Genomic DNA, 12534 nt, shown 5'->3' on the forward strand with positions numbered 1-12534 from the left:
AATAAAACCTTGAGCTTGGACAAAAAATCTCAAGTTCTGACAATAAATCATGATTATGGACGATACATCATTTCGAAAAGTTGAATTAGAAATCAAGTAAGTTTAAAAACAACAAAGTTTACTAAAACAGCCTTGCTTTAAGATGTAAATTTTTCAACTTTTTTATACCCTGGGGACATTAAAGCCACTATACCTATGAATTCCTTACATGTATTACCCTTGGTGAATCTTCTCTCATGTATTTTCCAATAATGGGCATATTATTCCTTGATATATAAATAGGAGGTTGCTCAAATGGAGGATAAAACAAATATCCAATTAACTGCTGCTGAAATGTCAAGCTTATGGACCCAGTATATAAATGACACATTGGCAGTCTGTGTAAATAAATACTTCTTAGAAAAGGTGGAAGATACGGAAGTACGTCCTGTTATTGAATGGACATTAAATACAGCAGAAAATAATATTTCAATTATGAGAGACATTTTTACAAAGGGAAAGTTCCCTATACCTATTGGATTTACAGATCAAGATGTAAATCTACAAGCCCCAAGACTCTTTTCAGATACATTTGTCTTAATGTATTTACGACAAATGTCTATTCTTGCAATGTCAGCGAATGGTTCAGCATTGGGACTAGTAACTCGACCAGATGTGGTTAATTTCCATAAAAAGGTGTTAAATGCAGCAGTTGAATTACAGGACAAAACAAGGGAATTAATGTTAAAACAAGGTACCTATGTAAGACCCCCTTATATATCAACTCCTGACGAGGTCGATTTTGTAGAGAAACAACACTTTTTGGCTGGATTTTTTGGTAAAAAAAGATCACTTACTTCAGTAGAAGTCACTCATTTATTTTTAAATATTCAAAAAAATTATATTGGAAAGGCACTTATAACAGGGTTTGCTCAGACTACCAACAATAAAGAAGTGAAACAATATTTATTAAGAGGAAAACAACTCTCCCAAAAATATGTAGACATATTTAGCAATGTATTAATAAAAGAGGATTTACCTGCTCCACTGAGTTGGGATTCATTTGTATCAGATAGTACAACAAATGTTTTTTCTGACAAGTTAATCATGTTTCATATATCAGCGATGATAGTAGCAGGGATCGGAAATTTTGGAATGGCAATGGCAGCAAGTCCAAGAAGAGATTTAGGAGTGAAATATGCATCATTAATCCCAGAAATTTCACTTTACGCTGAAGATGGAGCTAATATTATGATTAAACACGGATGGATGGAGGAACCTCCACTGGCAGATGATCGTGAAGATTTGGCAAATGGTTAGAATGATGTGGCGAATGAAAAAGAAACGTTATTATGGAGCATTGCCTTTCCAGGTTTCGGTCAATTGTTGAATGAAACAACACTACTTTTTTACTTTAGGGGCGCTTATCCCCTCTCTAAGATTGCGCCCCATTGTGAAAGGTTAAAAATAGAATTGGCGTTTTTTATGAAAGCCCCTGCTTATGTTCAAATATTTGTTGATCAGAAGCATTTTGTAAAAACGGACTCGGCTCACCTACACTGTACAGATGCAAATGATGCATAGCCCTCGTACAAGCAGTGTAGAACACTCTGCGTAGGCTCTCATCGCCATATACTTGCTCTGATGCATTATAAATCATGACGGCATCGAATTCGATACCTTTGGACAAGTATGACGGTATGACAACAACGCCTTGTTCATATTCCATGGAGCCGTTCTTCACGAGCTTCACTTCCTCGATGCTGGATAGGGCTTCATAGGCATTCATGCTTTCCTCAGCTGATTTGCAGATGATTGCAATCGTACTATATCCGAGATTTTTCCAGTCGCGTATTTTCTCAGCAATATGCCGATGCAGTTCGGTACGATCGGACACTTGCGTCAGCACTGGCCGTTCGCCGTCACGTTCGAAAGGGATAATCTGTTCGCCATTAGGCACAAGTGAGCGTGTAAATTCAATAATCGGTTTTGTCGATCGATAACTGCGCGTCATGTTGATCACTTCTGTTGCATCTCGTCCATATAAGCTAGTAAGTGTGTGAAAATCAACCATTTCACTCGCATGGGCAAAGATTGCTTGATTAAAGTCGCCAAGTACAGTCATCCTTGCTGAAGGAAACAAACGCTTCAAAAACTCGAATTGAAACGGTGAATAATCTTGTGCCTCATCAACGAGTATATGTTTAATCGAGCTGTTCGTCTGAAAGCCTTGGATGAGCTCTTTCATCAGTAAAAACGGAGTAGCATCTTCATAAAATAATTTATCTTCATCTAGCATTTCTAGCGTCGCTTGGCAAATATCTGTCCACTCCGCAGGCATGTTCCCCTCCATCCACTGGTTAATCTGTAGAGGATCGGCAAAAAGCTGCTTGTATATCCCTTTAATATCAACGAAACGAAATGCTCGGATTCGTTTCCGCAATGGCTTCAACTTTTGGCGAACAATCAATCGGGCAAGCGCTTTAGGCTCCATCTCATAATCAGCAATATCTTCCCTTTTAAAGCCACGTTTTTTCGCTAAGTAAGCATGTGCCTTATGGTACTCCTCGTTGCTAAGTAGCTCGATCTCCTCCTGTACCCACGGCTTCTTCCATTCACGCTTTTCCATTTCATTTAGTTTCTCAATCAGCCAATCCTTCAGCTTTTCAAGCCTGTTATGGAAGCGGAGTGAGGTATCACTGCTATAAAATCTTTCTACCATTTGCTGAGCAGTAGCAATGGATCTTCCTTTGAAAAGAATATCCTTAAACTGCATACCAGCTAATTCTAAAGACTGCTTATATGATTTCATCGCCTCAAAAAAATGAATAGATGCCTTAAAACGGATAGCAGCAACTCTTGATCGATATGAAGGAGCATCTTCTGCAGTTAACACATATTCCAATTGCTCGTAAGGATTTTCAACATCAAACTCTTTGCTCAACCGATGGTCCAAATATTCCTGAAATGTGACCTGCTGCATATTCTCTTCGCCAAGCTCTGGCAATACATTGGACACGTAGCTTTTAAACATCGCATTAGGGGAAAAAAGAATAATTTGATCCGAATGAAGCTGATTCCGATATTTGTAGAGTAAATAAGCAATCCGTTGCAGAGCGGCCGATGTCTTTCCACTTCCAGCAGCACCGTGTACAATAAGCAGTCGACCGTTATCATGGCGGATGATTCGATTTTGCTCCTGTTGAATGGTCGCTACGATACTGTGCATATATTTGTCAGTCCCTTTGCCCAGCACCTGCTGTAAAATCTCGTCGCCAATGGTGAGACTCGTGTCGAACACAGATTGAAGAACACCGCCGCGAATAAGGTATTGCCACTTTTTCTCAAATGTACCCTTAATTATGCCTCCAGGTGTTTCATATTGAGCTGGTCCTGGCTGGTAATCGTAGTATACACTCGCGATCGGGGACCTCCAGTCATAGATAAGGAACTGATCACCACTTGTATCCGTAAGTGTAGAGATGCCAATATAGATTTTTTCCTCGATTGAAGTTCCTTCTTCCATGAAATCGATTCGTCCAAAATAGGGGGCATCCTTCATCCGGCGCAGCACGGACATTTTTTTTGCTGCATGTCTATGTGTGCTTTGGCTTGTAGACAGAAGTTGAGCCTCTTGTCTCAAGCCGATGATGGTCTCAAGATAATCATCGAATGTATCAACATTCACTTTCACTTCATCCCAAAAGTGTTTACGAATATGAACCACTTCGTTCAAACGCCGAGAAGCTTCTTCCTCCAGCCTACTTATTTGCTCCGTAATTGTCTCAATGACGCTGTCCACTCGCTTTTGTTCCTGATGAAATGCTGAATTCATCGCAAACACTCCTTTTTTAAAAAATAAATGTAAGGGGGTTGACTAATAAAGAATTTTGTTGTATTATTAAAATAGGATAAATATACACAAAATTAAAATTAATATGTTTATCTATATTAATTTACCACAGATTCTCATTTTTTACAACGGTATTGGACAGGCCTCTGCTCCACTAACTTACGTATCTCTCTTCAAAACTCCACTTTAACTCTAACTTCATTCTCCCATTTACTTAGTAATATCTCAGAACCTTTACAATCAGTATGTGTATCATTGAAGTTCACAATCAATTCTTTCACTACATATCTTCAGCTAGTTCAACTTGCACATACAGCATGGGTTCGTTTCCATGCTATTAAAGGTGTGTATTTAATGTTTCAATTAAAGTTGATAGTGATAGGACAGCCGTAGCAAAGAAATTTTTCGTTTATAAAGCGAGACTTCCATCAGTGGGGGTTTTCCTTATCCCCCACTGATGGATAGCGAGACTTACCTTAGCTTTTACGGGCAGTTATCCCCCACTTTCTCCTCTTTGTGATTCACTCAAGCTTAGAGGTGGGGGTATTACTGCCCGTTAATGCGGGATAAAAAGATTGGATTTAAAGAGAATTTGCCAATTACATATGAGAATCCTGACCGCAATTCAATTATATTTTTACTAGAACGATAGCTCGAGGAAAGATGGAGGCTGAGGAATAGGATGGCAAAAAAGGGAACAAAAACAAATGCAGTTCGTTTGATTGAACAGCAAAAAATAGATTATGAATTATTAAGTTACGAAACAGAAGCTGGGAAAGCCGTAGATGGCATCTCTGTTTCTGAAAAAATAGGTTATCCTTTTGAGTATGTTTATAAAACATTAGTTGCAACAGCAGGAAAAAATCAATATTACGTCTTTGTTGTACCCGTTGCAGAGGAGCTAGATTTAAAAAAGGCGGCAAAGGTAATAGGTGAGAAAAAGATTGAAATGATTGCAGTGAAGGAGCTTCTAGGATTAACTGGCTATGTTCGTGGAGGTTGTTCTCCAATTGGAATGAAAAAATTGTTCCCTACCTATATTGATTCCACTGCAGAAACGCTTGATTTTATCATTGTCAGTGCAGGGAAAATCGGTATGCAGCTAAAAGTAGATCCACAAGATTTAGCAAAAATATGCCAAGCGAAATTTGACGTCATTGTATGATAAAAATGGTATGGGACCAGCTTCTTTACCTAAGCTTAGGTCTTCTTTGCAGCAAAATGGGTTATCATTCAGAAACTAAGTACCAAGAATGATAATACTTGCAGGAAGTATTTTATAGTCCTCAAAGCGTAAGCACCTACCTTATCTTCATTGAAGATGAGGTAGGTGCCTATGTTGTGATCTGATCATACTTTATTGAGCAGATAACTCACTTTCTGTTACCCATTTATGATTTTTCACTTCTTCTCCACCAGTAGTAGAAGTGAAATCAACCATATACACAGTCGTTTCCTCGGCTGAATCAATAGTAGCTGTTGCTCCATTCATCCCTTCCATATGATCTGCATTTAAGGTTACTTCTGTTCCAGGCTCTAATGGTGCTTCTCCAACATCTTGCAGCTCTTCATGAATAACCCATTTGTGATTTTCCACTCTTTCTCCGCCAGTTGTCGGAGTGTACGAAACAGTATAAACAGTAGTATTATACGCACCTACTATTGTTGCCTCAGCACCGTTCATACCTTCCATGTGATCTGACTGGATAATTGCTTGACTTCCAACTTCAAAGGTCGGATTTTCTGCTTCTTCTAATCCTTCGGGAACTTCACCTGAGCTAGAATGATTCATACTACCATGATCCATGTTGCTATGGTCCATTTCTTCCGTGTTTTCATCATTAGCGTTTGCACATGCACCAAGTACTAAGAAAAGGGATGCAATGAAAGAGAATAGAACTTGTTTTTTTAGCATGTAAATCTCCTCCTTTAACGATTGACACTATCATACCAAGTAAATGTGCAGAAATTATGGAGTAAGCCTAATTTTAAAAATAGGCTGTTTTCGCAAAGTTTGTTGCTATTGTCATATAGAGTGCCATCAACAGTGACCAGTTCGGTGACCACTTTAGCTTCATTTCTTAGGATTAACACTTATCATTTACAATCTAGTAAATTATTATTTATTCCTTGTTTACCCACTTATATCCAACTCCCCAAACGGTTGCAAGGTATTGATCAATAGGAAAGTTTACTTGTCTAAGTTTTTCACGGATATTTCGAACATGAGAGTCAATCGTCCTATCTTCTATAAAAGCATTATTTCCCCAAACGGTTTCCAGTAAATTCGTTCGTGAAAAGACTTTATTTGGATTTTTTAATAATAATCCGATTACTGAAAATTCCTTAGGAGTTAGCTGAATGATATGTTTTTCATATGTTAATTCATGGAATTCCTCATCCCACCACAACCCCTTAAAATGGATCCTCTTTTTTTCTTTATCATTTATTCTCCTAAATAAGGCATCTATTCTAGCCAACAATTCTCCTTCATCAAATGGTTTTGTTACATAGTCATCTGCCCCTAATTGTAGTCCCTTAACTACATCTGGCTTTTCACTTCTTGCTGTGATCATAATAATAGGAAGAGTAGAAAATCGCCTTATATGACTGCAAGTACTCCAACCATCCATTTCTGGCATCATGATATCTAATAAAATTAAATCTGCATGAGAATCTTTCAAATAGTCAATCGCCTTTTGACCAGAATTTACTTTTATACAATGATAATATGGTGATAAGTAAATACTTAATAAATCAAGCATCCTTTCTTCATCATCCACGAGCAATATCGTTTTCATTCTGTCATCTCCTTAAAGATAAGCGTAAAGGTACTTCCTTTCCCAGGTTCACTTGCTACCTCAATGTTACCTCCATGAGCTTCAATCAGTTCCTTCACAATCGATAACCCTAATCCTGATCCACCAGAATCTCTAGAACGTGATTTTTCTGTTCTATAAAAACGCTCAAAGATGAAGGGCAGATCTTCCGTAGAAATACCAGATCCTTCATCTGTAATCATAATACGTACCTTTCCCTTTTCTTCTTTGACAGATAAACTTGTTTTAGTATAAGGCTCAGAGTATTTGAGTGCATTATTTAGCAAATTTAATAATAGTTGTTCAAATCTCATAGGATCTATCCTGACATTGATGTTTTCTCTACAATTTAACTCTAGTTCTATTTTTTTCTCTTTAAAAGCTGGGAGTACCTTCTCATAAAGAGTATGTAGGTAGTTACAAAGCTGTACGTTAACTCGATTGATGACAAATGTATTTCTATCTATTTTGGCTAGATTAAATAAATCCGTTATCATGTCAGATAACTTTTCGGATTCCTCAAATATAATCTCAAGATAATGATCTCGATCTTTATCAGCAATATTTTCCCTTTTAGCTATATCTGCATAACCTTTAATATAAGTTAAGGGAGTTCGCAACTCATGGGATATGCTTGCTAAGAACTCACTCCTCTCCTCTTTAAGATGTTTTAAATCATTTGCAAGGATTGTAATAGATTGAGATAATTCACTTAATTCATCATTTCCCATTTTTGGAAAATGAACTGAAAAATCACCCTTACTTAATTTTTCTGTAGCCTTTTTCATTTGAATAAGTGGAGTAGTTAGAACTTTTGTTAAAAATACAATAGTCAAAAGTAAAAAAAATCCAGTCACAACTGCTGCAACAACAAAATGATGATTTAAATTTGAAATAATGCCTTGTACATGATCGGTACTCAGAAACATATACACATACCCTTTTTGATTTTCATTTATAGAGTAAGGAGTAACTGTAGAAATATACTGTTCATCTTTCCAACGTTTTGCTATTACTTCTCCATTACGAGAAACATTCTTTAAACGATAAGATAATATTTTCTCGATAGCATGATCCACTTCAGAAGAGTTGATGATGATATTTTGACTTTTGTCTGTAATAATAACATCCAGCTCACCCTTTGATTCCATTAAAGCGATATGATGTAATGTTTCAGGACGATATGATTCTTCAAGAACATCTCTATGATTGTTACCTCTCGCTTGTAACGTAGATAATTCCTCTTGTATTTGTGTATCTATGATGTTTTCATGTAAAAAATAGAGTAAAAATATTTCTATTATGAGCATCACAACTAGAAACCAGATACCTAATTTTAAAGATAGTTTGTTCAAGTAATATCACCAGCTTTTTGATTAGTAAAAAAATAGTTATTGTATTCATATCAAAACTTTGTGCAGTTTTTAAGGATTTTTTATAAAGTGAGACTTCCATCAGTGGGGGTTTTCTTCATCCCCCACTGATGGTTAGCGAGACTTATCGGATCTTTACGGGCAGTTATCTCCCACTTATCTTCTTTGCTTCTCTCGAATCTTGAAGTCGGAGTTTTACTGCCCGTTAAGGTGGGATAAAAAATTGAAAAACCATGTATTTAACAAGCAACTATATAGTTACTACAATTAATTGGAATTACTGTAAGTCCACAATAGTTTAATAGTTTCTCCATAATTTTTCGATATTAATATTTTACAATCTTTCTGAGAAATAACTTGGAGGTGTAAAAAATTGCAAAAAACCAAAGATATAAGAATTGGATTTTTAGTCTGTCTTACAAATTTAGATTTGTCTGATTTTATAGAAGTTTATTGATGGGATTACTAATCGGTTCATTTTCCTCAAAAGTCCTATGAACTTCATGGAGGATTAACGAGTAAGATTACAATCGACATGTTTAATTGGGAGTGAAACTATTTATATGAAAAGAGAGATTAGATTACTGATTATAAGTTTATTAATTATCATGTCTGGATGTAGTTATTCAACATTAAATGAGGCAATAAAAGGGGATACTCCGTACAAGGTTAATAATGTTATACATATAGAGAAGGTTGAGGGTATTTCAATTGTATTATATGATACATTACCCGAACGAAAAGAATTTCCTCATCTTATTGAACCTGTACTAGGAGTATCATTTTTTAAGGGAAATGATGAGGATGGTTGGAAAAATATCGGCCCTAATGGTTGGCAACATCAAGAGAATGATCAATTTACAATCTATCATGATTTTTTTAGAGAGTATACTCATGAAGGAAACTTAGTTATTGATATCCCTGTTGGCTTTGGTGAGATAAACAATGAAGATATAAAGAAAATAGTGACTCTAGAACAAGGTGATCGGGAAAATTATATGGATGCAGTAATTATTGAAAAAGATTATGGTCGGTATTATTTAGCTAGTGGTCGTGTTACGAGCATTAAAGGTCTCTCGAAAAACGGGGAAATTATAGAACAAGTTGATTGGGAGACTAATTAAGGAGTCGTAGCTATCTCTTTATAGCGTTATTCAACAAAAGGGCCATTATATTGAATAAGAGGTTGCATAAAACTCCACATTTTTATGCAGCTGCTAGGTTTCTTAAGAAGCTAAAAACGTTTATATATCAACGTTGTATAAATTCATGCATAAATGATAAAAATGAACAAACACCAAACCCTTTATACACATAGATTTGGCAATTTTGAGTACTTCTTAAACTTGGTTTTATGTTAACTAGGAATGTATATATAATGCATTACTAGTCTTAAAAGTATTGAAAACAGGAAAGTAGGATAGGATGAATAACTAGATGTGACGTACAGGCGTAACGGATCAATCCATACAATGGATAAAGAAGGCGAGGTATCCTAGACGGTGGAAAAAGCCAAAATTAGCGCCATTCAATTATTTGTCTTGATGTTTCTGTTTGAGATGGGGACTGTATTGGTCATAGGTTTTGGATTAGACGCAAAAAAGGACGCCTGGCTGGCCATTCTTTTAGGAATGTTTGGGGGAATTATCTTTTTTTTCATTTATTCCTTTTTATTTCGCCAATATCCAAATCTACCACTTACCGGATATGCCAGAAAAGTATTTGGTAAATACCTGGGGTGGATCATTGGCCTGTTATACATTATCTACTTTTTGTATTCTGCTATCGATAATATTCGTAGTTTCGGGGAGTTGCTGCTTTCATCGACTATGCCCGAAACACCGTTATTGGCTCTCATTATCTTATTCGTTCTTGTCATTTGTTATGTACTTTATCTAGGGATTGAAGTATTGGGGAGAACAGCAGAAGTATTTATTGTCATCTTAATCCTTTTGGGGTTGGCAGGGAATTTTTTAGTATATGCTTCAGGCAATGTCGATCTCCATAATTTGCAACCGTTTCTTGAAAATGGATGGAAACCAATCTTAACGACGGCCCTTCTGGAGACTAGCAATTTTCCTTTTGGTCAAATGGTTGTCTTTATAATGCTGCTTCCTTATTTGAATCGACCTGAATCAGTGAAAAAAGTATGGTTGTCTGCCTTAATTTCAAGTGGGCTCGTCTTAAGTTATACAATAAGTTTAAATATCGCTGTTCTTGGTGTTGAGGAAGTAGAGAGATCTACTTTTCCTTTGTTATCAACCATCGGAAAGGTCAATCTTCTGGAGTTTATCCAACGAATGGATGTTATTGTTGTTTTTACTTTGTTGATTACGGTATTTTTCAAGGCATCCATCTTTTTTTATGTTACCCTAATTGGAATCGTAGATTTGTTCAAGCTAAAAAATTATCAACAGATTATTTTACCAGTTGGTTTTATTCTTATCTTTGGGTCAATGGTTTGGGCCCCAAATTTTGCAGAACACATAGAGAAAGGTAAATATTTTGATCGTTACATTAACGTTTATTTTCATATTATTATTCCATTACTAATGCTAATTGTTACCTTGATTCGTAATCGTTTCAAAAAGAAAAATAGATCGGAATGAAATGCAACATAATAGCTATTATGCTATATTCCAAAGCCATCGGGTTTAAACAAATTCCGAGGGTTTTTTTAACTTCCTAGAACATTTGATTATGTTAACTAGATTTGTATAGAGTATACATTCCTCACTCCTTAAAAGTATTCAAAATAGGAAAGTAGGAGATGATGAATGACTAGATGGGACGTACAAGCGCTCATCAGTCAAACAAGCGTGCGAATCAAACCATATAATGGGTAAAGGAGGGGGATCCCTCGACGATGGAGAAAGCCAAAATTAGCGTTATTCAACTATTTGCCATGATATTTATGTTTGAACTTGGAAGTGCATTGGTCGTAAGTTATGGAATAACTGCCAAAAAAGATGCCTGGCTCGCGATTCTTTTAGGGATGTTTGGTGGACTTATTTTATTTTTCATTTACTATTTTTTATTTCGTCAATATCCGAACCTGCCGTTAACCGGATATGCCAGGAAAATATTTGGTAAATATGTTGGCTGGATAATTGGTCTATTATACGTCGTATTCCTTTTGTACGATGCAGCTCGAGATTTGCGTGACTTTGGTGATTTGCTGCTTTCATCGACATTGACAGAAACACCGTTATTGGCGATCAATATATTGTTGGTTCTTGCCATTTGTTATGTACTTTATCTAGGGATTGAAGTATTAGCGAGGACAGCAGAAGTATTTGTTGTCATTCTGATCTTTATAGGCTTCACAGGAAATTTGTTAGTCTATTTTTCAGGTAATGTCGATATCCATAATTTGCAGCCGTTTCTTGAAAATGGATGGAAACCAATCGTAACGACAGCATTTCCTTTAACTACTTTTTTCCCCTTTGGAGAAATGATTGTCTTTACCATGCTGCTTCCTTATCTAAATCGGCCCGAATTAGCTAAAAAAGTTTGGCTTTCTTCCGTCATTTTAAGTGGGCTTATCTTGAGTTATACAACAAGTTTAAATATAGCCGTTCTTAGTGTCGAAGTAGTGGAGAGATCTACTTTTCCTTTGTTATCAACCATCGGAAAAGTCAACCTTTTTGATTTTATACAACGGATGGATGTTCTTGTTGTCTTTACTCTTCTGATCAATATGTTTTTCAAAATAGCCATTCTTTTTTATGGTGCAGTTATTGGAATAGTCGATTTGTTCAATTTAAAAAATCATCAACAAATTGTTTTACCAGCCGGGATTATTCTCATCTTTTTATCAATGACGATTGCCTCAGATTTTTCGGAACATATTGAAGAAGGGCAAAAAACGGCACAATATTACTTTTTTCCACTTATCATGGTGATCATGCCGTTGTTCATGTTACTTGTTACCATGATTCGTAATGGTTTCAAGAAGAAAAGTAGATCGAAATCAAATGCAACAAAATAATTATTATGTTATGCTTCAGGCCTATCGGATTTATTTAAACCCAATGGCTTTTTTTATTACCTATAAGAGGCTTTATGTAAACTAGTTTTGTATAGAGTATTCATTAAATACTTTGGTATCTTGTTGAACTAAAGGGCTTAGTGACAGGGTTCTTGCTGTAGACCGCAAAGTAAATTTGAAGAAATAATAAAACGCACCCCTATTTTTTTATTTCTTCAAGCTTTCTTCTATTGACTGCTCTATATAAGGAACCTTGAGATATTCCAGTTGCCGAGACTATCTCCTTTATAGAATATTCTTTACTATCATACATCCGTAGCGCAACAGCAAGCTTTTCTTTATCCAACTTGGGTCTACCTAATGTTTTCCCACGCCTTTTACTTGCTTCGAGTCCTTCCTTTACTCTCTCAGCAATAAGGTTTCTTTCTAATTCAGCAATCGGGTCATTTTATGGAATAACACTCTTTAAGAAAATTAGATAACTATGTTAAAGTTTAGAAGTGATTGTGAAGTGTTAGA

9 protein-coding genes and 1 pseudogene are annotated in these 12534 nt (G+C 36.0%); 5 read left to right on the forward strand and 5 right to left on the reverse strand.

Annotation, left to right across the window (positions count from 1 at the left end; translation table 11 throughout):
- Positions 1-294 precede the first annotated feature (294 nt).
- Positions 295-1299 carry a DUF3231 family protein gene (locus K9V48_RS18130; RefSeq protein WP_224140561.1) on the forward strand — a complete coding sequence of 335 codons (1005 nt, stop codon included), beginning with the start codon at positions 295-297 and terminating at the stop codon, positions 1297-1299.
- Positions 1300-1462: 163 nt separating this feature from the next.
- Here the strand turns inward: K9V48_RS18130 and helD are convergent, their stop codons facing one another.
- Positions 1463-3814 (reverse strand): RNA polymerase recycling motor HelD, encoded by a 2352-nt coding sequence (helD, locus tag K9V48_RS18135; RefSeq protein WP_224140563.1) that lies wholly within the window; start codon positions 3812-3814, stop codon positions 1463-1465.
- 700 nt (positions 3815-4514) lie between these two features.
- Between helD and ybaK the strand changes: the two genes are divergently transcribed.
- On the forward strand, positions 4515-4997 hold the full coding sequence (gene ybaK, locus K9V48_RS18140) for a Cys-tRNA(Pro) deacylase (RefSeq protein WP_224140565.1): 483 nt from the start codon (positions 4515-4517) through the stop codon (positions 4995-4997).
- 192 nt (positions 4998-5189) lie between these two features.
- Here ybaK and K9V48_RS18145 read toward each other — a convergent pair whose 3' ends face one another.
- The 3 genes from K9V48_RS18145 to K9V48_RS18155 form a co-directional block, all read right to left on the reverse strand.
- A complete protein-coding gene (locus K9V48_RS18145; RefSeq protein WP_224140567.1) occupies positions 5190-5747 on the reverse strand; it encodes a YdhK family protein in 558 nt (185 codons plus the stop codon).
- Positions 5748-5955: 208 nt separating this feature from the next.
- Entirely contained in the window at positions 5956-6633 is a 678-nt protein-coding gene (locus K9V48_RS18150) for a response regulator transcription factor (RefSeq protein ID WP_224140569.1), read from the reverse strand.
- Complete coding sequence (locus K9V48_RS18155; RefSeq protein WP_224140571.1) at positions 6630-8006, reverse strand: HAMP domain-containing sensor histidine kinase; 1377 nt, start codon at positions 8004-8006, stop codon at positions 6630-6632. Before K9V48_RS18155 ends, K9V48_RS18150 begins: the two co-directional genes overlap by 4 nt.
- Before the next feature lie 581 nt (positions 8007-8587).
- Between K9V48_RS18155 and K9V48_RS18160 the strand changes: the two genes are divergently transcribed.
- From K9V48_RS18160 to K9V48_RS18170, 3 genes are all read left to right on the forward strand, one after another.
- Positions 8588-9148 carry a hypothetical protein gene (locus tag K9V48_RS18160; protein ID WP_224140573.1) on the forward strand — a complete coding sequence of 187 codons (561 nt, stop codon included), beginning with the start codon at positions 8588-8590 and terminating at the stop codon, positions 9146-9148.
- A gap of 378 nt (positions 9149-9526) precedes the next feature.
- Positions 9527-10633, forward strand: coding sequence for a GerAB/ArcD/ProY family transporter (locus tag K9V48_RS18165; protein ID WP_224140574.1), 1107 nt, complete (start codon positions 9527-9529; stop codon positions 10631-10633).
- Positions 10634-10890: 257 nt separating this feature from the next.
- Entirely contained in the window at positions 10891-12015 is a 1125-nt protein-coding gene (locus K9V48_RS18170) for a GerAB/ArcD/ProY family transporter (RefSeq protein WP_224140576.1), read from the forward strand.
- A gap of 199 nt (positions 12016-12214) precedes the next feature.
- Here the strand turns inward: K9V48_RS18170 and K9V48_RS18175 are convergent.
- Positions 12215-12454 (reverse strand): annotated as a pseudogene (locus K9V48_RS18175) (helix-turn-helix domain-containing protein); the annotation flags it as partial.
- Positions 12455-12534 lie beyond the last annotated feature (80 nt).

Source organism: Metabacillus rhizolycopersici (genome assembly GCF_020075705.1).

Coding starts and splice junctions, on each gene's coding strand:
- K9V48_RS18130 (WP_224140561.1), top strand. CDS start 295: ATGGAGGATAAAACAAATATCCAATTAACTGCTGCTGAAATGTCAAGC.
- helD (WP_224140563.1), bottom strand. CDS start 3,814: ATGAATTCAGCATTTCATCAGGAACAAAAGCGAGTGGACAGCGTCATT.
- ybaK (WP_224140565.1), top strand. CDS start 4,515: ATGGCAAAAAAGGGAACAAAAACAAATGCAGTTCGTTTGATTGAACAG.
- K9V48_RS18145 (WP_224140567.1), bottom strand. CDS start 5,747: ATGCTAAAAAAACAAGTTCTATTCTCTTTCATTGCATCCCTTTTCTTA.
- K9V48_RS18150 (WP_224140569.1), bottom strand. CDS start 6,633: ATGAAAACGATATTGCTCGTGGATGATGAAGAAAGGATGCTTGATTTA.
- K9V48_RS18160 (WP_224140573.1), top strand. CDS start 8,588: ATGAAAAGAGAGATTAGATTACTGATTATAAGTTTATTAATTATCATG.
- K9V48_RS18170 (WP_224140576.1), top strand. CDS start 10,891: ATGGAGAAAGCCAAAATTAGCGTTATTCAACTATTTGCCATGATATTT.